The organism is Cytophagales bacterium, assembly GCA_033344775.1.
In the GTDB taxonomy this organism is placed as follows: Bacteria; Bacteroidota; Bacteroidia; order Cytophagales; family Cyclobacteriaceae; genus JAWPMT01.
In genome coordinates this window covers 1,155,204-1,178,947 of the sequence record JAWPMT010000004.1, presented here as the reverse complement: position 1 = coordinate 1,178,947, position 23,744 = coordinate 1,155,204, and the positions used below count along the sequence as shown (strand labels likewise).

Below are 23,744 nucleotides of genomic sequence, written 5' to 3'. Positions count from 1 at the left end.
AAGCTCCTTACAAGGACAATGGATTGAAGATTTTTCAGTTAATTGGACATAAACCACTTCCGCCATGTCACTCACCAGATCATTATCAGCAGTTTTCTGCTTGTTAGCGTTACACGTTTCCTGGGCCCAGTCTCCTCAGCGTGTCAAGGCATTTGCGATGAAATATGCAAACCGCTATTGCAGCAATGCGCCGGAAATCCTGGCAGCAGAGGATGCAAAGAGCATTGCTTTCTACATGGACAATGAATCGCAGGAAATAGATATTGGAAACTTTGGTACTGCCGTTCATGAAGGTTTGCACAACTACGATTGGGACCTTGGCAATGAAGCTGAAAATGCTACACCGCAATGGAATGATCGCTGGAAATCATATTTCATCAACACGGGCATTGTATTATCAACTGAAGAAAAGCCTGTTTTCAAGACGTCTACCATGCATCGGAATTATTTCCCCCAGGCCGTAAGGGAGATGTCCCGATATGGAACGTACATTCAACAATGGGGAGATGATGTTTCTGATGAAAACAACCAGCTCAGCAAGAGTGAATTGTCGGCCTACGGTGTAGAGGAACTGCTACCTGGAGAGGCGAGGACCACTTCCAATGTCAAAGGAATTTATGGCCTGATGGAAGAATTCAATGCCTATCATCATGGGATCAAAGCAGAATATGAATTGATTACCGGAATGGAAGATCCGAAAATCAGTGGTTCGACCAATAGTGTCGCTTCTTATTTTGAGTTCAATGTGTTCATTGCCTACTACCTGAAGTATGCGCGCGAACGAGAGCGTGAAACGTATCAAATGCTGATGAATGACAAGAATTTGCGGATCGCTTACACCTTGATCGAGCTCAGTTGGCGCGAATTGATCACGCAGGTTTATGATCATGAACTGACAACCGGGTACTTCATGTATTGGCAAGGAGAACCGGATCTGTTAACCGATGAGCTTAGAGGAGTATTGAACAGTTTTATGATTCCGGTTTCGGAGTTAAGGGAGTACGCTCAATATGCCCGTTCCAAACAATTTGATCCGGATGTGAAGGCATTGATTTTGAGAAAGATCGACGAAGACGGAAATAAATCTGTTTCCTGGTCGTCTTCTGATGATGATGATTGGGGGAATTGGGACGATGATGACAGAAATTCATCTTCGGCAGAATTTACTATCGATCTGGAACCAATGATCGAAGGCAGGCACTACGTGGTGGTGCATGTTGAGAAAGACATGTTCGAACTGATGTCCAAGATCAATGAATACGAAGGATCCGACATGAAAATCGGAACAGGCTCAAATATGCGTACTTACTATTTCTTCCTTGGGGAATACAGAAGCAAAACGGATGCACAGGCTGCACTTCGGAAGAACCGCGCAAAGTACCCAAACATCAAAGTCGTGACCTGGAAGTGAACATTTAATTGTCATCCTGAGCCTGCCTTGTCGTCAGATAGGCCTGTCGAAGCGTGACAATTATTCCCAAGACTACTTCTCTAACGGACCTTCCCAGATCACTTGTTCGATCATCCATTTGTCATTCCTTCTTGCCAATAGCAAATAATCGGTACCCCACCAGGCAGTGACTTTCGCAGAGGCGATCTGATTCATGACATCCAGCACTTCTACTTTTTTGGGTGCATCTGCTTTCGCGAAACGCTGTTTTTCACGGACATTATTGGCGTAGGCCTTGGCTTGATCAAAGGACATGAAGCTATCGAATTCGTATTCACCGGTTTCCTTACTTTTCCAGAAACCGAATTTGTGTAAGGATGAATTAACACTTCTGATGAGTTTCGTCGTGTCGCCTTCATAAAAGCCTTCCAGATAATCCAGGCAGGCGCTTTCAACCAATTGTTGGTGATCGGTTTGTGCGTGAACAGTAAATACAATTAAGATGGAAAACAGGAGAGTCGTTAGGGTTTTCATAGGAATAGGTTTGAGTAATTGACAACCTCTCTAACGAATCACAAGGACTCAAGTTCAAAAGTCTTCCATCTCAAATTCGTATTGAGCAGAGAAGGATTCGCCTTCAGCCGTGATTCCCTCCACATAAAGAACGAAATATCCCAGATCATCAGATGCCGTATATTCAAGTGTTACTTTGCCATTTTCGATGGTACGAATCGAAGACCAGTATTGTGTAGTTCTCAGGTCTTTTGCGAGGGCTTCTTCGATGGTCATTTCATCATAGTTCGGCGTATAGAATTCTCTCGCCTGGTAATAGCCGGGATGTCGAAATGCAATCATGCCCCGAGGATCTTCCTCCTTTTCCGGAATGAATCCCCTTTTGGAATAGATAGCGATGATACCGCCTTGGGTTCCATAAAGCACAGCTGCAGAATTTCCACGAATGATGTCGATGAATTCAATTTGTCTGGGGTCCAGATTGTTGATAAAAGCCGCATCTACTTCTGTTCCATCATAAAGAAAAGAAGCCTTAGAAGTTAGAGGATCACCACCACGGATCAATGCATTTCTTTCGAGGCCTGAACCGGTAATTCTAACTCCTGGAAATTGTCCACTGATGAGTTCAAATACATTGGTGTAATTTTCATAACCCACGACAGAATCCATCACCATCCTATTGTCAGGTTCTTTGTAAAGCACACCAGGCCTTTTGAAGGGATCGTTGCTGTCTTCCACTTTTGATCGATAGGCGGTGACGACAAATTCGTCCAGCTCAATGACATCATCAGTTTTGTAGACGAACTCTTCTACATCTGCCAGTACTTCAGCAAATTGTTCATCGCTTTTTCTGTCCAGAATAGTGAGCATGGTGACTTCATTGGACAAGGAATCAGACTGTTTAATAACCACGTATGCTCCCGTTTCTCGTTTTAACTTATCTTTTTTGGTGGGGCGCATTGCTTGCACTACTACGGTAACTGTGTATTGAATGCTGAGCCCGTCAAAGTAAAAATTACCTTCAGCATCTGTCTCAACCTCTTCGTTGAAGAGCAAATTCTCCATGAAACTCAAGGCTACTGTTCCAGGTTTTGACTTTTTCCTTTTGTAGTAATCCACCAATTTACCTTCGATAGAGAAGCCTTTCTCCGCGAAGTAGTTAATCTCTGTTAACTGCCCATCCAGTAGGTCAGACCAAACAAATCGGCGCCATCCTTGCGTCAACATGAGCAAATCCAGATGTTGCATACGGTCCGGGTTATTCTTATCGAAATAATAAGCGGGATCTTGTATCGGCCCCTTGAGGTCAGAAAGCGCATTGAGATAGCTGTTGATAGTGACTTGATTGGGGCGGATGCTCTCACCTAGAACGGAAGCGGAAATTTTTCCTGCCAAAGGGCTACCATCCTGATTTAATAGGGTAATCTCCAATTTGGTGTTTTGCCTTCTTTGCTGGTTGGAAGAAGCAAATTGCAACTTAGGAAGCAGTTCAGTATTCTCGTTGTAGACCAATCGCTCTTGAATAGGGTCTCCTTTATAAAACAACGTGAGGTGAATGATGCCATTGGGCATGCGATTGAAGGGTACTTTGGCATAAATAAATTCCTTACCTTCTGGCTTGGCCAGAAGGTAGACTTGTCCACGTACGTGCCCCACGACCAGGCAATCTTCGATGTTCAAACCACCGATTACATTTCCAGTGAGGATGAACGCCGAATTGGTCAACCTAACCGCTAGTTTGGCTCCTTTTTCCAATGGACTTTTGATGGGCTTGTTGTATTCATTTCCATTGATCGTGTATTTGAAGGAATATGTTTTTCCTGCTTCGGGAGTAAACAAAAGACGGCCCATGCCATGGTGCGCCGATTTGAAATCGACGATCGGATTTCCTTTACTATTGACAATGCTTCCTACAACGTCGACACCCATTCCTTTGTCATCGGTACCTTTGATGGCTACTTGATTGACTACACCCACGATCAGGTCACCGCCTTCTGGGAAATACTGAAAGTCATATGTCTCCGAAGAAGCTTGCTTTTGATCCTCTTCTTTAAGTACAGTCGCGTCGACCAGAAAAATGGATTTTGAAAAAATAAATGCAGGATCGAAGTTTCTTTGGTAGTGCGAATACCCACGAATGAAATACTCACCAACTGGAAGGGTATCCCCCAAAATGATATCTCCAGCGCCAGTACCTTCGGCCATTTTAAGCGAGATTTTCGACAATATAGCGTCATTAACGTCCAGTAATTCCACATGAACTATTTCACTTAGATCGGACGGGAGGTGGTTCGTGCCTTCTACCAGATACGCTGCAAACCAGAGAGTCTCTCCACGAGCATAAACTTCTTTGTCTGTGTGGAGATATACTTTTTCTATTGGGTTGCCACTTCTGTATTTTTCAAAAGCTTCAAGGATTTGTTTTTCTTGTCCATGGGCCATGAAACTTGATAGACCAATGGCAAGCAGCAGCAGTCGTGAAATAAGAGTTGTCATGAGGTCCAAGTAGTCTTAATAATTCAGAGTAAATCAGCTTCGATTGGTCTTACAATGAACCAGAACTGAAGTTTGTTAATTATAACGCATGAGCATGCATTAAACCTTATTCAGACTTGGAGAGGAGCGTATTTGCGCGCTAAAAAGACTCAGAAATCCTCTATTTCAAATTCGTATTGTCCGGTGAATGATTCACCCTCAGCAGTGATCCCTTCTACATAAAGAATGAAATATCCCAGATCATCAGATGCGGTGTATTCTAGTGTTACTTTGCCATTTTCGATGGTACGGATCGAAGACCAGTACTGCGTGGTTCTCAGGTCCTTTGCCAGTGCTTCTTCGGTGGTCATTTCATCATAGTTCGGCGTATAGAATTCTCTCGCCTGGTAATAGCCGGGATGTCTAAATACCTGGATACCCCTCGGATCATCATCTGCACCTGCTACATAGTCCTGTCGGGTGTAGAAAGCCACAATTGGTCCGCCAGCCCCATACACCGCTGCTTGTATAGCACCAACGACCTCCACAAACTCGATCGAGCGAGGGTCCATCAGTGAGATATAATCATTGGTGGTTTGCACACCATCTACCATAAAAGCGGCTTGTGTTCCTCGGATAAATGCCTGACGGTCATCTCCTGTACCACGTATTTGGACACCTGGCAGTCTGCCTGTGATCATATCGAACACATGTGTGTACGTCTCAAGGCCTGGGACCGAATCCATCACCATACGTGTTTGTGGCTCACCGTGCAACTTACTGGGACGCCTAAAAGGGTTTTCTTTCTTTGTATTTATTTTATTTGCCTCGAAGGTGAATCCTTCTAGTTCGATGACATTGTCTGTTTGGTAGGTTTGCTCCTCGACCTTGCTGATGATTTCCGCAAATTGTTCATTGGAAGACCCTTCCAATTGGGTAAGCATGGTCACTTCATTGTCTGGTGAATCAGGAGTGGTCAATTGAACAAAAGTTCCGGTTTCTCGCTTGGATTTGTCTTTTTTTCCTTTTCGCATCGCCTGTACCATGACGGTTACTGAGTCACTGATCGTCAAACCATCAAAGTAGAAATTTCCATACTCATCGGCCGAAGCTTCTTCATTGAACAGCAAGTTTTCCAGAAAACTCAATACAACTGTTCCGGATTTGGTTTTGCTTCTTTTATAATAATCGACAAGTTTTCCTTCGATAGAAAAACCTTTTTCAGCGAAATAGTTGATTTCTGGTAGCTGTCCATCGAGCAAATCGGACCAGACAAATCGACGCCATCCTTGTGTCAACATGAGTAAGTCCAGATGTTGCATGCGGTCAGGATTGCCCTTATCGAAATAATAGCCCGGATCCTGAATTCGTCCCTTGAGGTCAGAAAGCGCATTGAGATAGCTGTCGATGGTGACCTGGTTGGGGCGAATGTTTTCACCCAGTACGGAAGCGGAAATTTTACCTTGCGTGGGACTGCCATCTTGATTCAAAAGGGTGATTTCCAATTTGGTTTTTTGTCTTCTTTGCAAGTTGGACGAAACAAATTGCAAATTAGGAAGCAGTTCAGCATTCTCGTTGTAGACCAATCGCTCTTGTATCGGGTCTCCTTTATAAAACAGCGTGAGATGAATGATGCCATTTGGCATGCGGTTGAACGGTACTTTGGCATAAATAAATTCCTTTCCTTCTGACTTGGCCAGTAGATAGACCTGTCCACGAACATGCCCCACGACCAGGCAATCTTCGATGTTCAAACCACCCATTACATTTCCAGTGAGAATGAATGCCGAATTGGTCAACCTTACCGCCAATTTGGCTCCTTTTTCCAGTGTGGTTTTGATGGGCTTGTTGTATTCATTTCCATTGATCGCGTATTTGAAGGAATACGTTTTTCCTGCTTCGGGAGTAAACAAAAGACGGCCCATGCCCAGGTGAGCCGATTTGAAGTCGACAATGTTCTTTCCTTCCTGGTCAACGATGCTGCCAGCAACATTTACACCCAATCCTTTATCATCGGTAGCCTTGATTGCCACTTGATTTACCACACCAGCGATAAGGTCACCGCCTTCGGGAAAATACTGAAAGTCATGAGCTTCCACGGTCGAAGTAGTTTCTTCTTCTTTTTCCGACTCATTGGCATCGATCAGAAAAATGGACTTTGAAAAAATGAATGCCGGATCAAAATTTCTTTGGTAATACGAATAACCACGGATGAAATATTCCCCGGTTGGGATGGTATCTCCTAATGTAATATCCCCGGCACCAACACCTTCAGTCATTTTGAGAGAAATCTTGGTAATCAGGGAATCGTTAGCGTTGAGCAATTCCACATGGACCACTTCACTTAATTTGGACGGTAGGTGGTTGGTTCCTTCGACGAGATAAGCAGCAAACCAGAGGGTTTCTCCTGGAGCATAGACTTCTTTATCCGTATGCAGGTATACTTTTTCGGTGGGGTTTCCTATTCTATATTTTTCAAAAGCTTCAAGGATTTGTTGTCCCTGTCCGTAGGCTGTTAGTGAAAAAAATCCAGCCAAAACCAGCAAGGCTTTGCATATTCGAGTTGTCATGAAAAGGCTAAGTAGTTAATCTTAATGTAATTAAATCACCTATTGTGCGATTTGCAAAGAAGGATGGTTAAAGTTTGTGAATGGAATTGGCAAAAAGGTAATCTGATTTTTAGACGTCATCCCTGTCATCATTATGATGCTATCGATCTTAGAGTCATTCCAGATTGATGTGCCGCCTGGCGGTATTTCTCCGCGATGCTCCAAAACCGGATGGCCAAGAAGATTAAAAGATAGATTACGTGAAATTCCTAGCATGTGATCAAGACGGCTCGCCAATCACTCATACTCATACTCCAGCTGATAGCTTTCTCCTAACCTGGTGACACCTCTTGCGGCGATGGCTTTTCCCTCCTCATTGTATTCCGTTGTTTCAAACTCAATGATCTGACCAGCCAGTGATCGTGTTTCTGTGCTGATCATCTGCTTGTCATCATTGTATTCATTGATCACTTCGAAATGATAGCCCTTGAGGAAATTCTCTTGCTTTTCGTAAGTCATCAGTTCTCCATCGTATTGGTATTCCCGATTGGAAAGTACCTGGCCTTTGAGGTTTTTGATTTCTTCCTTGATCAACTCTCCTGCCTCGTTTTCGATCCTTATCATCGTAGAGACTGGATTTCCGTTGCTGTCTTCTATCGCTACTTCGTAGGTACGTGTTTCGGGATCAAATTTGGCCTTTTGTCGTTGTAGCAGTTCGCCTTCGTCATAAATTTCCCGAACAGAATCATTCCCATCTTTGACCTCATTTCTCCGCTCGATTTCATCACCAAAACGCATTTTTTGCATGGTGACACCTTGTTCGGTGTACTCGTGAATGACTTCCTCGAAAATCTCATCTGCCACGAACTGTTTCGTGTGGATCAAATTACCTTTTTCATCGTATTCGAAGACCATTTTGGAAGCCTCTACACCATCGACCACTTCTCTCTCCAGTATCATGTTGCCCTGCTCATCGTATTCGTAGTAGCCTTCTGTGCGCTCAGGTGCATCATAGTTGATGTAAGCGATCAGGTTATCGGCCTCGTCACGGGTTTCCTCATAGATCAATTCCCGTTCTTCCTCGTCCTCGTGAATGCGATAAGTAAGTCTTTTGGTCATGTTAGCGCTTCTATTATGCTGAATGCGAAGCTAAGCCAGAAAGACATTGTTGGCCAATAGTCCAGTCGTATTTGATGATTGGAAGTCCTAAATATTGGAGCACCAACTCGCCATACACGCTCAGCGGCGGTATGGCGAAATGATGGTTCACGGCCAGTGGTGCGGTGGGGCGTCCTAATAGACTAGATTTAAAGGTCTATTACTCAAATTGCAACGTATCTGCCGGATTGGTCAACGCGGTTCTCATGGAGATATAAGATACAGTTATACTGGTCAGAACAAAGGTAATTAGAAAGGCAAGGGAAAAAACCTGCCAGCCTAATGGGATTCTATAGGCATAATTACTCAACCAGAATTCCATTCCCATGTAAGCCAATGGAGCAGCAAAAACAAAGGCAATGAAGGTGAGGATAAAAAATCGTCGCGAGAAAATATAGAGAATCTGACCGTATGAGGCTCCCAACACTTTTCTAATGCCTATTTCTTTTACTTTACGATTGGACATAAAGGAAACCAGTCCATATAATCCCAGACAGCCAATAAGGATAGCGATGAAGGCAAAGATCCTGATGCTCTTCAGCATGATATTTTCTACGAGATAAGCGTCCATCATATGATCATCGACTGTATCAAATTCGAAGGATCGGGTTGGAAATACCTCTAACCAAAGCGCCCGCAACTTTGGGAGAACAGCGACCAACTGATCAGGATGAACGGCAAGGTTAGCATTGTTAACCTGATTTCTCCAGGGGAACATGACCATCGGTTCGATGATCTGATCCAGTTTATCAATGTGGAAATCTTTGGTCACACCAACAATGCGGGCTTGTACCCCATAACATTTGATCTGCTTTCCTATAGCTTCTTCAGGGCTATTGACTTCCAGTCGCTTAATTAATGCTTCGTTTACAATGAATGCGTCGATACTGTCATTGTACTCATCTGATCGAAAATTTCGGCCAGCGACCAATTCAATATCGAAGTTTTCCAGAAATCGATGATCCACGAATTTGTTTCTGACTCTCATGTCACCTTTGTCTTCATGTCCAACTTCTCTGAAAGAAGTCGAATATCGACCTGCATCCATTGGTGGACCCGATGACAATGAAAAACTTGAAACTTCTGGCATTGCCTCGAGCCCTTGAACAAGTCGGTCGACTTCCTGGCTAGAAGGCTTATAAGTTGTAACAGTAATGATGTTTTCTTTTTGAAATCCGAGATCCTTGTTGATGAAGTAATTCATCTGTCGCGCGATAACGATGGTACCTATGATCAATACTTGTGTGATGACGAATTGTGTGATTACCAAAATTTGACGTAACCCCAGACCGTTTTTCTTTTCGTTGAGCAATGAAAATCCACTTCTCAGGGATTCTGATGGCTCAAATGAGGATAAGCGATAGGCAGGATAAATGCCAGCGACCAGACTGACAACAAAGATCAATCCGATCCCGAAAATGATAGACGCTCCTGTTAATTGGACATTCATTCGTACAATGGACAGTAATCCATTCCAGCCATCCAGTGCCAATTCTGTGATCCACAAGGCCAGGATGAATGAAATGAAAGTGAGAATGAAGGTCTCGATTAGGAATTGAACGATCAATTGCCGACGGGTGCCACCCATTACTTTTCGGATGCCCACCTCTTTGGACCTATTGATGGCTTGTGCCGTTTGCAAATTGATAAAGTTGATACACGCGGATAGCATGATGAATAGCCCTACTGCGATGAATCCGATTGACATGGACTTAGGGGAGGTATAGTTTCCGGAAAATCCCCATCCTTCGGAGGTATGCAGTTTTTTCAGGTTCAGCAAGCTGTAGGATGTGATTGCCGCATCTTCTTCTGAGCGGTACTTCTTGACTAAACCCGGGAAGCGCTGGTCGATTGTGTTCGGATCCATTCCAATTGGCAATACTGCAAATGTTAGTCCTGCAGAGATGTTGCCCCAATTGTCCCGATCCCATTCATTGAGCTGATAGTAGATTTCTGAAGAGACTAACAATTCAAACGGGAGATTGCTATTACTTGGTGGATTTTCAACTACTCCGGAAATGTATACCCGCAGTGAATCAAAAATGCCCATCTCAACACCCAATAATTCAATTTCTCGACCTACATAATCCGGATAATATTTCTCTACCTGCTTTGAAGAAAGCACAATGGCATTTCTGCTATCCATTGCAGTGCGGGGATTGCCTGCGATGAAATCATAATCAAAATACTTGAGGAAGACACTGTCCGCATAAAACATGTTGAATCTCTCCTCAAATACTTTTTCTGATTGTGTTCCAGGCTCAATTCCAATCAAGGCGTCGTTTGGCCCGATTACCTGAAAGACATTTTCGAGTTCCGGAAACTCGTTGCGCATAGCCTTGATTAGCATCGATTGGGTGTTTCCATTACGGTTTACGCGGTTGGGGTAATTCTGGGTCACATTCACCCGATAAATTTGATTGGCCTTCGGTTGATCGACATCAAAACTCCCTTCGTACATTTCCTGCACGAACAAAAACATGATACTGCTCAGTCCAAGGGTCAGTCCAAGGATATTGATGAAAGAAGAAATTCGGTTTTTCCAAAGATTTCTGAGAATGGAATTGAAGTAAGTCTTCAGCATGGTAATTCAAATTTGATCTCTTTAGGTCCAAAATGCTACCAAAATTTATAAGTTACTGTAAGTCAGGTGATTAAAATGATAATTTATAATTGGTGCTCGTTTTTTGATCATGGGAGGACACTAAAGTGTTCCGGGGTGGAACAGTAAAATCCCTATCTTTCCCCCGTGGAAATACTTGCTGTTGATGATGACCCAATTTTGCTCCATACCTTACAAATGGTGTTGGAGGATGATTTTGGTGAAATATTGACGGCCACAGATCCTAACCGCATTGAAGACATCCTTTCTCAAAATGCCATTGAGGTGATTTTGCTTGATCTGAATTTTTCCAGGGGAGATGAAGATGGGAAAGAAGGGCTGGCCTGGATCAAGCGTACCAAAGAAAAATATCCATTGATCTCTATTGTTGTTTTGACGGCTCATGGATTTTTAGAGTTGGCGGTAGATGCACTCAAAATAGGAGCCAATGATTTTCTTGAAAAGCCGTTTTCAAATGAGAAGTTGGTGGCCACAGTACAAGCTGCGAAAAACCTCGCCCAGTCTCAAATGGCGTTGAATGAGGCCAATGAAACCAAGCAGCAACTCGCACAACAAATGAATCAGGTCGGGGCGGTAGTGCTTGGAAAATCTCCTGCAATGCAAGTTTTGCATCAGACCATTCAGAAAGCTGCTCAAACGGACGCCTCCATTTTGGTGTTGGGTGAACATGGAACAGGAAAGGAGATGGTGGCCCGGATGATCCATCAGCATTCGGCTAGAATTCATCAGCCATTGATCCAGGTTGATCTAAGTGCTACGACAGCATCACTCTTTGAATCCGTGCTATTCGGTCATGTGAAAGGAGCTTTCACCGATGCGGCAGAGGATAAAATGGGCATGATGGAAACGGCGAACGGGGGTACCTTGCTGTTGGACGAAGTGGGGGACCTGCCTTTGCATCTGCAAGCCAAGTTATTGAGTGCATTACAGAACAGGACTGTGACCAAAGTTGGGGATCATCGTCCACGTCCGGTGGATATACGGGTAATCAGTACCACACATTTGCCCTTGACTGACCTTTCTGATCCTAACCGCTTTCGCCAGGATCTGCTCTATCGCATCAATACGATCGCAATAGAGATTCCTCCTCTACGTCACAGGCCCGAGGACATCAAACCATTGGCGCTTCACTTCTTAGAAACATATAATCTCAAGTATCAGAAGCGTGCGGTACTGGAGAAACAACAATTGAATGCGTTTAAGGAATACGAATGGCCTGGAAACGTGAGAGAACTACAAAATACCATTGAAAAAATGGTGATCATGGGGGAAGCAATTGATCCGGTATCAGCTGCTGCTCGCCTGGTTCAACAGGAGGATAATCTATATGAACTGGAGAAGGAAAAAATCAGGGAGATCCTTCATCGACACAGTGGCAATATTTCTCGGGCTGCGGGTGAGCTTGGGATTGGTCGGAATACACTTTATCGTAAAATGAAGAAGTATGATCTTTAGCAGAGGCTTCTTTCAGATCTTGTGGCGGGTCTTGTTGCTGGCTGTTTTCGCCTGGTTAATGAGTTACAGTCTCGTGAAAACTGAATTTGTGGTAACCCCTGCGATTTTTGGCCTTTTCTGTTTGATTTCAATTACCGAGTTGTATTGGTTCCTGCGCAGACAGGAGCGGAACTGGTACCGGTTTTTGCTCTCCATTGAACATCAGGACTTTACCCGAAGCTATCAGCAGTTTCATGAGAGCAAGCAACTAAGAGATGCATATGAGTTGATCACGCGTTCTTTCGAACAAGTGAAACGTCAACAGGAATCTGATCATTTGCTACTAAAAACGGTGTTGACTCATATTCCTATCGGACTCGCTTGCTATGATGCAAAAGGAGAATCGGTTTTTGCCAATGAACTATTCCTCAATTTGATCGGCCGAAAATTGGCGCCCAAAGCCCGTCAGCTAAAAACATTCATTCCGGGGATAAGAGATGAGGTTTGGAAAGAGGAAGCACCACCTGCGGAACTGATTGAGCAATTGTGGCAAAAGCGGGTGTTGATCAAGACCGAAAGCTTCAAATTGCTGGGACATTCTTATAAGCTATTTTCCTTCATGGACATTAGTCATACCCTGGACTCCAACGAATTGGAGAGTTACCAAAAGCTCATGCGGGTCATGACTCATGAGATCATGAACTCTACTGCACCGATTTTGTCGCTGATACAAGTAGTCAACAAGAAGCTGGTAGCCGAACATGGCTTGAATGAGCTGGAGCCGAAAACACAATTGAATATTGGGAAAAGCTTGTTGGCCATCGAGGATCGGACACAAGGGATGCTTGAATTTGTGGAAGGTTACCGAAAGATCAACAAATCCATCACTCCTCAATTGGCAGAAGTGCCTTCCTCCGAATTGTTGGATGGTTTAGCTCCGGTTGCCATGGGGGTGGAAATTACGCTGACAGATCGCTTGAACACTACGCTATTGATCGATAAAACCCTGATGATGCAGGTATTGATCAACCTGATCACCAATGCCAAGGAAGCTGTATCGGAGGTGGAAGAAGGCTCTATTAAGCTCAGTATTTACCCTGTCGCAGATAAAGTCCACATGGATGTGTCGGATAATGGGCCTGGTGTAAAGCCAGAGCACTTGCATCAGATTTTCATACCTTTTTACACCACGAAAGAAACGGGTTCGGGGATTGGTTTGGCACTCAGTCGCAAAATTGTAAAAGCACATGGTGGGAGTATTGGTTACGAAAGGGTGGGGGGGATGGAGAGTAGATTTAGGATTATCCTGTAGGTTACTCTTGCGTGATCAGAAAATAGTGGCAGGAAACTCATCTGGTTTGTAGTAATTTTGAGCCTTTGATCAACAACTTAGAGTTCCCATTACAATGTTCAGCTTCCGAGGTTTTTGTTTACTGCTGTGTTTTTGCTTGTGTCAATTGATTGATTCGTTCGCTTTTCAAGCGGAGGAGCATGACGATATTACAAAGGCAAAGGAATTGCAAATTACCGGGGATTTTGCAGCTTCTAATGAAACCTTGAATAAGGTACTAGCCTCGAATCTCACCCCATATCAACAGATACTGGCCTATCGCCTGGCAGGTCGAAATCTAGTTGGTCTTGGGCTCATGGATTCTGTGAAATATGTGATGGAGCAAAACATCGAGCGCGGGCTCAAAGCGACTGATAAAGCATCAAAATATGAACTGGCGATGAGCTATCGTTTGCTTAGGTTCTATTACCAAAGGCAGGGAGATTATACATCTGTGCGCGATTGCCTGAATAAGGCGCTGAAAATATTCGAGAACGATACAAGTAATGCAATCATCCTGAGAAAAACGTACTACGATATGGGAGCAGCCTATTCTCGAGATTTTATGCCAGATGAGGCGCTCCCCTGGTTAAGAAAATCACTGGAGATTTTGACGAATAGTGATGATCCAGAAGTGGAGAATGACCGTAGAGCTTGTCTGTTGCAGCTGGCGGCAGTTTATTCGGACAAAAGAGAGATGGACCGAGCGATCACCCAGTTCAAGTTGGTGCTTGATTTGATCAAAGGCAAAGAAAAAATACTCGTTCGTGATTACATGGTGGCTTGTGGGAACCTCGGTATTTCCTACGATGAATTAGGAGAGCTGGACAGTGCTTTGGTGTACTACAAGAAAGCCTATGACAACCTGGACAATATGGAAAATAGTTCTTTCAATGCGATTGTTCCCAGATTCAGGGCCAAACTCCAAAGCGACATTGGAGTTGTTTATCGCAAAAAGCGCGATCAAAAGGAAGCGCTGCGGTATTTGAATAGAGGGCTAAACTTAGGTGTTGATTTCTTTGGTGAAATACATCCTTTGGTTGGGGAATTCAGATACCAATTAGGTTACGCGGAGATGGAGTTTGGGCTATTTGATGATGCGGAAAAGACCTTATTAAAGGTGATTGATGTGTATAAAACCGTAGAAGGGGGAGTTGGCTACCGGACGACACAAGGTTATAATGAGCTAGGGCGATTGTTCGGTAAAAAAGGAATGATAAATGAGTCACTTGTCTATTACGATAGTGGCCTGATCAGTAATCCTCAAGTGATACTTGATGGAAAAAAACTTTATGGTTCAGTAACCGGTGTGCTTCGATCTTTCGAAGGCAAACTTGAAATTTTTGACCAGATTGATTCTGACTCTTTGAAACTATCAATTTTGACAGATATCAGAAGAGAATTGATCCATCAGGCGAATTACAGTATCATCAATAATCATGATCAAGCCATTATTGATGAAATACAACACATATTTCAAATGATGATCGCCGCTTATTTCGAAATCGATGAAAGAATGGACACCAATCACGCAGAGGTAATATGGGAGCTTTCGGAAGCTAATAAGGCCAGGAGACTCAATGCCAGGATCAAGCATGAAGAGGCCCTGTCAAGTAAAATACCTGTGGAAATTCAGGAGGAGGAAACCGCCATAAGGGAGCAAATTACACAAGTGATGAATGAGCCCGAGGGGCCGCAAAAGGACTCTTTGATGATTGCTGTGAATTTCAAATACGATAGCTTAATTCTAGTATTGGAAAAGGAATATGCAGCATACTATCTATGGAAATACCAACAGGATATACCCGACTTTGAAGACATACGAGAACAAGTGCTGGAAGAGAATCAACAATTGATTTCTTACTTCCTAAGTCCTGATTATATATTCATCCTGGGTCTAAATGCACAAGAGGTGGATGTTCAACGGGTATCGCGTACAGAAGCATTCGATGAAAACTTTGATACTTTTCGAAGGGCGATTAATAACCCTTCATCCTTTGAAACCTTAGAAGAGAACTTTAACGCTTTTACGGAAAGCGGTTACTTTTTGTATCAACAATTAGTCGAACCGCTGGACCCTGGAAATGAATCAATTGTGATCATTCCTGATGATAAGTTGTTCCTGTTGCCATTTGAAATTCTCATGAAGTCTCCGGCGAAAGAGGCTGTGTCGAACTATAAGGATCTGGCCTTTCTTCTCAAAGATCATACGATCAGTTATTCGACTTCAGGTACAACACTTTTCAATTTTAAGAATAACACCTTGCCTGCTGAGGTGAATCAGGTGCTGACCATGGCACCCTCTTTTGCGTTAGACAGTGATCAAGACCAACTTCGATCGGGGCTTAAAGATCTGAAATGGAGCACCGATGAAATACAATCAGTCGCTGCTTACTTCAATACCCATGCTTTTGTTGCAGAGCAGGCTACAGAACAAGCTTTCCTCGAAGAAGCACAGAACTATGAAATTCTGCACATTGCTTCACATGGTATCCTGGATGATTCGGAATCAGGCTCATCAAAAATTGCGTTCGCTTTGAATCAGGAAGATAGCTTGAGTGATGGGTATTTACATGATTATGAATTGATGCGTGTGCGTCTTGATGCCGAATTAGCGGTGTTGAGTGCCTGCAACACCGGATATGGAAAAGTAGCGAAAGCGGAAGGTGTTATCAATCTTGCCCGGGGATTCTTTATCTCAGGATGTCAATCAGTCGTGATGACCTTATGGTTGGCCAATGATCATTCTACCGCAAGACTCATGGATAACTTTTACGACGGTTTGGCTAATGGGTTGAGAAAAGACCAGGCACTAAGGTCAGCGAAGTTGCAGTTTTTAGAGTCTGCTGATCGTGTGCAAGCTCACCCTTTTTATTGGGCTGCATTTGTGGCTTCAGGGAATATGCGTGCCATTCCTGAAAAGCCAGGATCAGGGTTCATGTACATGACTTTATTGTTAGGACTGATTCCATTTTCGCTGTTTTTATACCGGCGATACAAAGGAAGCAACACATGACCCTGTTGCTTAAAAGCTCTTGACTTATCCTGCAATTTGAGATTTAATAGGATCAAGCAATTTTTCTGGGGAGACTCTAAACTGAGCGCAATTCTTAAAATCTAAAATTTAGTTGAAGTATTGAATAATCTTCTGTGGATTCATCGAGGTTTGGAGCACTGTCTCTCATTCCCACTTTTCCATCGATGAAAAATGGGGGAAAAATCTAGGCCGGATTCATTTCTTAACGCTTTTTGACTCAAAAAAACTAAAATGAATCAAGCGGACCCCCGCCGGGGCCGATGCGAAACGAAAACTCCTTTCAGTACAATCCGTGCACAGAAATTCAGATTGATCCATTTATCGCGCTATTATCTTGATAAAACCGAGTGGATTTAGTGGGTCCGCGATGAAAACGCGGACTGGGTAAAAAAAACGCGGACCAGAGACAGGACTGAATTTTCGTATTTTCAATGCGTGAAATGTGTTTTATAGGGCAGTATCAGGTAGCATTAATAGTTTTTTTAAATATTTATTCTCAAAAACAGAAACATATCTCAAAAACCTTCCGTTTATTTGTTCTTAAAAGTAGAATATTATAACTCATGAAGGGATTCATAGGTGAATTTGAAGAGCTGGTCCTGTTGACCATCGCCAATTTGGCCTCCGAGGCTTATGGTGTTTCTATCCTGAATGACATTTCGGAGCGGGCCAGTCGAAAGTTGAGTATTGGTGCACTACACTCGACTTTGACCCGGCTCGAAGAAAAGGGTTACATCACTTCTCATTTGGGTGAACCCAGCCAAAAACGAGGAGGCCGCAGAAAACGATATTTCCAATTGACCGATAGTGCGAAAGTAGAGTTGACGAACATGAAATCGCTACGAGATCAATTGTGGGCGGGAGCCAACCTTAATCTGTCAGCCAAATGAGACAGCCTCCAAAATGGGCCAGGAAACTGCTGTTTTGGCGGGTGGGAAATGCGGATGCCGAAGACATCATAGGTGATCTGGATGAGGTATACTATGATCAATTAGAAGCGGGAAGGTCACCGCTTAAAGCAGGATTGAGTTATTGGAATCAGGTGTTCCATCTGATTTTTTCTTACGGACTGGAGAAAAGAAAGTCACAGGCTGCATTTTCTCCTTATTACTTCACAAACCATATCAACATGTTTAAAAATTATTTCAAAATAGCCATACGAAATTTTTCCAAGCACAAACTTTTTACCATCATCAACATCGGAGGATTGGCACTCGGTATGAGTATCTGTTTATTGGCATTGACGCTTTCGGTTGCGATCTATCGATCCGATGATTTTCATGCCAATAAAGATCGGATTTATCAACTGAATACCTACCTGGCAGACAAATCCAAGGACAAGACCTATGCTTCTACCTTTCATGCGGTAGGGGAGCACCTCAAGGAAAATTATCCTTTTGTTGAGGAGGTGGTTGACATGCGCTCCGACTTCAATGTAGACATCAGACATTTCGGGAATGATATTCCGGTCAGAGGTTACATGGCTGCATCGGGATTCTTCCGTTTGTTCGATTTTCGGATGATCGATGGGGACCCGACTACAGCGCTGGAACAGCCTTTTAGTATTGTCCTTACCAAAGACATTGCCGAACGCCTGTATCGGGACGAAGACCCTCTCGGGAAAACGTTGGAAATTAATCAGGAATCATTCACGGTGACGGGAGTAGTAGAAAACCCAAAACAGACACATATGGCTTATGAAGTTTTGGTGTCTTATTCGACTTACGAAACCATGGTGGCAAATCCTGAGAATGACTGGATCAATTTCAAGAATCACTACGTCTATGTCATGTTGAGAGAAGGTGTGAAAAAGCAGGAATTGGATCATGCACTCATGAACATTGCTGAGATAGCAACAGAATTTCATCCGGAAAAAACCGTGAAAATTGAATCTATGGTTTTGACAGGGGTAGTCCCTCGATGGAACATCAGCAATTCGATTGGCATTGGCTGGGATCAGCCGTCATTGATTTTCTTCCTGACTATCGGTTTTCTGGTATTACTTCCTGCGATCTTTAACTACACCAATTTATCCATCGCTCGTGCCCTTAAACGCGCAAAAGAGATTGGTATACGCAAGGTGGTAGGTGCAGAAAAATCACAGATCAAGTCACAATTCGTGGTAGAAACGGTGGTGATGGCGCTCCTTGCGTTGATCGGTTCTTTCTTCATCATGTTGCCCTTAAAAAGGGAATTCCTAAACATGGTCTGGAAATCCCAGGTGCTGGATACTGATCCCGAATTCTACCAAATTACCACCTATGTCTTTTTTGCGATTGTTGTGGGGCTTTTAGCGGGACTGTTTCCGGCGCAGTATTTCTCACGACTTAACCCCATGCAAATATTGAAAGGTGAGATCAAGGATGGGAAAAATCAGGTAACCGGATTGAAAAAAGGCCTGTTTGTTTTTCAGTTCTTTTTGTCATTGGTGTTCATCATTGGCGTGGCCAGTCTCGCACGGCAGTACCGATATGTCCTCAACGAAAATCATGGATTTGATTCAGAAAACGTTTTGGTTGTGCCATTTAAAGGATTGGACGAGCAAATAGTGTTAACCGAACTAGCAAAACATCCTGCGGTAACAGGGATCACGGCGACTTCAGGATTACCCGGTGTGGGTATTCAGCAACTCGTTGATGTGACTTCAAATGATCAGGACACCATTAAAGTGAAGCAAGTGTATATTGAAAAGGATTTTGTGGATCTCATGGATATGAAACTTGCCTGGGGTGACCATCAATTGGATGCCTCGAACCAGACCGAAGAATTGGTGTTGGTGAATGAGCGCTTTTTACAAGCCATATCGGTATTCAATGAGCAAAAAGACACCCTGCGCTTCACATTGCCCGATGGAACGCACTGTAGAATAGCGGGCGTACTGGAAGATGCAAACTTTGAACCCTTGAGCGAGGCCATTCAGCCTTTGGTGTTCAGGAATGCTTTAGAAAAGGTGGAGTATGCATTGATCAAAGTAGCCTCTGAGGATATTCAACGGACGCTTGTAGGACTTGAGCTGGCCTGGGAAGCAGTGGATCGCGAAAGTCATTTTGAGGCCACATTCCTGGATGCCGAAATTGAGGATGCTTATTACTTTCTACAAGTACAGATCAAATTTTTCACCGTTCTAAGCACCCTGGCGATTACCATTTCGTGTTTAGGGTTACTGGGCATGGTCACTTTCTCGACGGAAAACCGAACCAAAGAAATTGCAGTACGAAAGATCATGGGAGCATCCAATTCTAGTTTGTACTATCTGTTGACCAGAGATTTTATCAAATTGATTGGGATATCTGCACTCATTGCCATTCCCTTTAGCTACTTCTTTTACGACATGCTTTTCCTATATTTCGTTATTCAATACGGTACGGGACTAGGAATCGTGGAGGTCTTACTCAGTGTCCTGTTTCTGATGACTGTAGGCTTCTTGTCCATCTACTGGCAAACGTCGAAAGTGGCCAAATCTAATCCGGCGACTAAGTTGAGGTACGAGTAAAGACAGTATTAGAAATGTCCTTGGTTAGAATTCTTTTTGCTCATGGTAGTCGAATGGTCACCGAGATCAAAAATATTGTATAGAAAGTGACGTCAAAAATAGGCATGAAAAGGCCCTCTTTGGAGAGCCTTTTTTTAAACAGCAGGTTCCAATAAATTAATTTTTGGGTGTTGTCTTGTTAAACATGTAGCGAGCGATTTTCCATTGACCTTCTACTTTTTCAAAAACGAATAACTCCCGATTGGCTTCCGGTACTGTGGTACCTGTGGCATGGATTAAAGTCGTGCCTTTTGAACTTGTAACGGCGTAGGCAAGGTTATTTTCAACAAATATTTCTTCAATGTAAAATTCAATGGTCAACTGAATTTGTGAGAATATGAATTCGTAGGACTTCAGAATGTTTTCGGTTCCGATAGCCGAGGGTGCTTCCGTGGGCATGAAAATCCCGTCTTTGGTGTATAAACTTGCTGACAATGTTGCGTCAGAAGTATTCAAGGATTTTTTATAGGTCATCAATAGGGCTTCAATGGCTTCTTTATCTACTTTTTGCATGTTGAATGGCTTTTTATGTTGAATATTTAATGAATGGGTCGTTGATGCTTGTGCCTCTGAAATGAGCAAAAACATGGTGAGGTATATAAGCTTTTTCATCTTGTTTCTCTTTTAAATTTGTACAAGACAAAGCTCCGGAGAGTGGTCAAATTGAACCCTATAACTACTTTAAGAAGAAACCTTAAACTAGTTTAAGACTGGCTTAACTTCTTGCGGATATTGCTCAGAAATTCTGGGGTAATTCCGAGATAGGAAGCAACTTGAACGTTCGATACACGGTTGAAAAGGTCGGGGTACCGGTTCATGAAGTCCAGATATCGTTGTTCTGCGGTCATACTGATGGTCTGCAATAATCGATGTTGTAATTGCACGAACTCATTCTCCACCAATACACGGAAAATACGGTTGATTCGTATACTGTTTTTGTAGAAAAAGATCAGGTCGCTTTTCTCAATCTGAAGGATAATTGAGGGTTCTATGGCTTCTATGTAAAGTTGACTTGGTTGATCGGTATGAAAACTGCCAATATCCGTCACCCATTGATTCTCTACTGCGAAATGGATGTTATGTTCCTTCGCTGCTTCATCCACTTTATACATTTTAAAACACCCTTGATCAATGAAGGTATAATGTTTGCAAATTTCACCCTGTGCAAGCAAGTATTGCCTTCTCTTGATTTTTCTTGAAAAGACGCGATTCCGCAATTCTTGTTCTTCTTCCTTTTTGAGTGGAAGGATATCATTCAAATAATGTCTGAGTGATGCAAATGCCGTTTCTTCAATCATATCGTTTTGCCATGTCATAAGCCGCATCAAAAATGAGGCTGGAAGGGGGTATTTTCCAATCGCCATTGTACAACACGATCATTGCCCATGATTTTTCGGGGAGTATTCCCAGCCAGGATTGATACCCGGTATCCTGGCCCGAGTGTGTGATCCGACGCCCATCATTTTTTCGCCAGCTAGCAGGCCCCATAAACCAGCTCAATCCGACACCATATTCTTCATCAAAGCTCCAGTGTTCGGTTGTGATCAACTCATACGATGCTTCAGAAAATAACCTTTTACCATTGAATTCGCCCTTATTCAGGTACATCAGAGCATAGTGGAGCATGTCTTCCACATTAGAATTGAGGGTGCTGGAAGGGGCATGCTCACGATTATAGGGATAGACTTTGCTCACTTTTATACCAGGTCGCTTGACATGTGGGCTTGTGGCATACTTTTCCTGAATTTCGGATCGAATAAAACTCGTTTGGTCCATACCCAAAGGCTCGAATATTTGGGTTTTAATATATTGTTCGAATGACATACCTGAGGCCTTGGCAATCACATCTCCCAACACTTCAAATCCATTGTTGGAATAGCTCCAATCGCTACCAGGTGTGAACTTGATCCCTCTCTTTTTTAATTTCCGAACATATTTTTCTAAGGCGTCTTCTCCATGCTTAGGCTTATTCCAGCCATAACCGAGTACGTCCGGAACTCCTGCCGTATGAGTCACCAGATGTTTAATGGTGATGTCTTTATATCTCGGATCTTTTAATTGAAAGTAGGGCAAATGTTTGGTGACTGGATCTTCTAAATCAATCTTCCCAGCTTCTGCCAGCTGGGCAATGGCAGTGGCCACGAAGGTTTTGGAAATGGAGGCCAGATGAAAATTGGATTGTGTTGTGACAGCATCCTGAGTATCTATGTTTTTGACACCAAATCCTTTTGCATAAAGGACTTTTCCTTTACTGACAATGCCTACTGCAATGCCTGGGATTTTAGACGCTTTCAGGTGTACTTCACACAAGGAATCGAGTAAAGCCGCGTCGGACGAAGTTAGTTCAATGCGCTCCTGGGCAGAGACAACTAGACTAGTTACAAATAGAAGAAGGCTGAATAGCGTCGAGACTTTCATGAACGTTGATATCAGTTATTTCATTCTGAGACGAGAACAACCTCTAATATCTGAACTTGTCAATAAGAATTACGGTGTTTGCTGAAGATTTTTTGGAAAGGGAAGTTGTCATCATCAACGGATAACTTAAGTGAATGTATTTGATCTGCAGATGCTCAATCTTTACGTCAAAAAATGATCTTAAAGTCTAATTTTATCATTCTCATGGCATTGAGCCTAACCAGTTTGGGTGCTTATGTTTGGGTTGATCAACCATATAATAGAACAATGAAAAGTCAGACGGTATCAACGTTTAAAGTAGTGGGAGTTGCTACAAGAATAGCCAATGTGGAAGGTAACTCAGTAGAAGAGGTCGAAGCACTTTGGGGAAAATTTTGGGGGAATGATATTCGTAATAAGGTCCCAAATCGACTTGGAGAAGAATTTTATGCGGTAAGCACGGACTATGCGTCGGATTACCAGGGACCTTACACATTAATCATTGGCGTCGCTGTGGAATCTTTCGATGATGTTCCGGAAGGGCTCGAAGCAATAATCATCGAAAGCGATACGTATGAAAAGTTTGTTTCTAAAGGGAAAATGCCAGATGCCATTTTACGAACATGGTTTGAGATTTGGGAAGACAAATCACTTACACGAGCTTACCGAACTGATTTTACCGTGCATGGAGCAAAGTACATCGATGGCGATCATGCGGAGGTAGAAACATTCATTTCGATTAAGGAGTGATTGCGGTACTTTCCGCCTGTTCAACAGATGCCTGATGATATGTTGTGGCAATCAGCAGGTTCTGTTTGATCTGATTGAATCTTTGGCCCACTTCGTGTCAAAAGGTGACAATAGTGATTTTTCCAAATACTTGCTTATTTAATCTGTACTTTTTGATGCGGTAGATTCCATGCAATTCGAATGATTGAGATAAAAGCAAACAGTTCTGCGATCAGGAAAAATAGATCATCCATATCCGCACTGGGAAGCGCACTCAGTAGAACGAGCATAGTAAGCGCACTGGCTACAATATTGGCCCATTTATTTATTTGGTTCGTAAGTATCCTGGAAAGCAATACCATCAGAATAGGTATTTCAGCAAGAAATCCTCCAAGTAACATCAGTTCTTCTGTTATTACCACTCCATTGACTACCCCAGTCATCATTTCCTCCAAAAAACCAGCGTGACCGAACTGGTGAATGTCACGAAAAACCATATTAAGAAGAATAAACACCCATAGAGTAGATATCAGTGTTTGGGGGTTGATGTTTTTGTTGATTACAGCCATACTCATTT

Annotated in this window: 16 protein-coding genes; 7 read left to right on the top strand and 9 right to left on the bottom strand. The window is 43.1% G+C overall.

Annotated features, from left to right (window positions below; translation table 11 throughout):
- Positions 1–64: 64 nt before the first annotated feature.
- A complete protein-coding gene (locus tag R8G66_13725) occupies positions 65–1,411 on the top strand; it encodes a hypothetical protein (protein MDW3193427.1) in 1,347 nt (448 codons plus the stop codon).
- Positions 1,412–1,483: 72 nt separating this feature from the next.
- Here R8G66_13725 and R8G66_13720 read toward each other — a convergent pair whose 3' ends face one another.
- From R8G66_13720 to R8G66_13700, 5 genes are all read right to left on the bottom strand, one after another.
- The gene (locus R8G66_13720) at positions 1,484–1,924 is read right to left on the bottom strand and encodes a nuclear transport factor 2 family protein (protein ID MDW3193426.1); all 441 of its coding nucleotides are present in this window, start codon (positions 1,922–1,924) and stop codon (positions 1,484–1,486) included.
- Between the two features lie 54 nt (positions 1,925–1,978).
- The gene (locus R8G66_13715; GenBank protein MDW3193425.1) at positions 1,979–4,399 is read right to left on the bottom strand and encodes a TonB-dependent receptor plug domain-containing protein; all 2,421 of its coding nucleotides are present in this window, start codon (positions 4,397–4,399) and stop codon (positions 1,979–1,981) included.
- 149 nt (positions 4,400–4,548) lie between these two features.
- A complete protein-coding gene (locus R8G66_13710) occupies positions 4,549–6,948 on the bottom strand; it encodes a TonB-dependent receptor plug domain-containing protein (protein ID MDW3193424.1) in 2,400 nt (799 codons plus the stop codon).
- A gap of 276 nt (positions 6,949–7,224) precedes the next feature.
- Entirely contained in the window at positions 7,225–8,046 is an 822-nt protein-coding gene (locus tag R8G66_13705; protein ID MDW3193423.1) for a hypothetical protein, read from the bottom strand.
- 199 nt (positions 8,047–8,245) lie between these two features.
- Positions 8,246–10,669: an FtsX-like permease family protein gene (locus R8G66_13700; GenBank protein ID MDW3193422.1), complete on the bottom strand. Its 2,424-nt coding sequence runs from the start codon at positions 10,667–10,669 to the stop codon at positions 8,246–8,248.
- Between the two features lie 165 nt (positions 10,670–10,834).
- On the opposite strand from R8G66_13700, the gene R8G66_13695 reads away from it, so the two are divergent.
- From R8G66_13695 to R8G66_13675, 5 genes are all read left to right on the top strand, one after another.
- Positions 10,835–12,163 carry a sigma-54 dependent transcriptional regulator gene (locus tag R8G66_13695; protein MDW3193421.1) on the top strand — a complete coding sequence of 443 codons (1,329 nt, stop codon included), beginning with the start codon at positions 10,835–10,837 and terminating at the stop codon, positions 12,161–12,163.
- The gene (locus R8G66_13690) at positions 12,153–13,454 is read left to right on the top strand and encodes a sensor histidine kinase (GenBank protein MDW3193420.1); all 1,302 of its coding nucleotides are present in this window, start codon (positions 12,153–12,155) and stop codon (positions 13,452–13,454) included. The genes R8G66_13695 and R8G66_13690 overlap by 11 nt, the downstream gene beginning before the upstream one ends.
- 145 nt (positions 13,455–13,599) lie before the next feature.
- A complete protein-coding gene (locus R8G66_13685; GenBank protein MDW3193419.1) occupies positions 13,600–16,488 on the top strand; it encodes a CHAT domain-containing tetratricopeptide repeat protein in 2,889 nt (962 codons plus the stop codon).
- 584 nt (positions 16,489–17,072) lie between these two features.
- Positions 17,073–17,399, top strand: a complete 327-nt coding sequence (locus tag R8G66_13680) for a helix-turn-helix transcriptional regulator (GenBank protein ID MDW3193418.1) — start codon at positions 17,073–17,075, stop codon at positions 17,397–17,399.
- Positions 17,396–20,002 (top strand): FtsX-like permease family protein, encoded by a 2,607-nt coding sequence (locus R8G66_13675; protein MDW3193417.1) that lies wholly within the window; start codon positions 17,396–17,398, stop codon positions 20,000–20,002. The genes R8G66_13680 and R8G66_13675 overlap by 4 nt, the downstream gene beginning before the upstream one ends.
- Before the next feature lie 156 nt (positions 20,003–20,158).
- On the opposite strand, the gene R8G66_13670 is transcribed toward R8G66_13675, so the two are convergent.
- From R8G66_13670 to R8G66_13660, 3 genes are all read right to left on the bottom strand, one after another.
- The gene (locus tag R8G66_13670) at positions 20,159–20,653 is read right to left on the bottom strand and encodes an SgcJ/EcaC family oxidoreductase (GenBank protein ID MDW3193416.1); all 495 of its coding nucleotides are present in this window, start codon (positions 20,651–20,653) and stop codon (positions 20,159–20,161) included.
- Positions 20,654–20,745: 92 nt separating this feature from the next.
- A complete protein-coding gene (locus R8G66_13665; GenBank protein MDW3193415.1) occupies positions 20,746–21,339 on the bottom strand; it encodes a Crp/Fnr family transcriptional regulator in 594 nt (197 codons plus the stop codon).
- The gene (locus R8G66_13660) at positions 21,332–22,459 is read right to left on the bottom strand and encodes a serine hydrolase domain-containing protein (GenBank protein ID MDW3193414.1); all 1,128 of its coding nucleotides are present in this window, start codon (positions 22,457–22,459) and stop codon (positions 21,332–21,334) included. Before R8G66_13660 ends, R8G66_13665 begins: the two co-directional genes overlap by 8 nt.
- A gap of 204 nt (positions 22,460–22,663) precedes the next feature.
- Between R8G66_13660 and R8G66_13655 the strand changes: the two genes are divergently transcribed.
- Complete coding sequence (locus R8G66_13655) at positions 22,664–23,188, top strand: GyrI-like domain-containing protein (protein MDW3193413.1); 525 nt, start codon at positions 22,664–22,666, stop codon at positions 23,186–23,188.
- A 134-nt stretch (positions 23,189–23,322) separates the two neighbouring features.
- Here R8G66_13655 and R8G66_13650 read toward each other — a convergent pair whose 3' ends face one another.
- Positions 23,323–23,736 (bottom strand): DUF6326 family protein, encoded by a 414-nt coding sequence (locus R8G66_13650; protein ID MDW3193412.1) that lies wholly within the window; start codon positions 23,734–23,736, stop codon positions 23,323–23,325.
- Between the last annotated feature and the right edge of the window lie 8 nt (positions 23,737–23,744).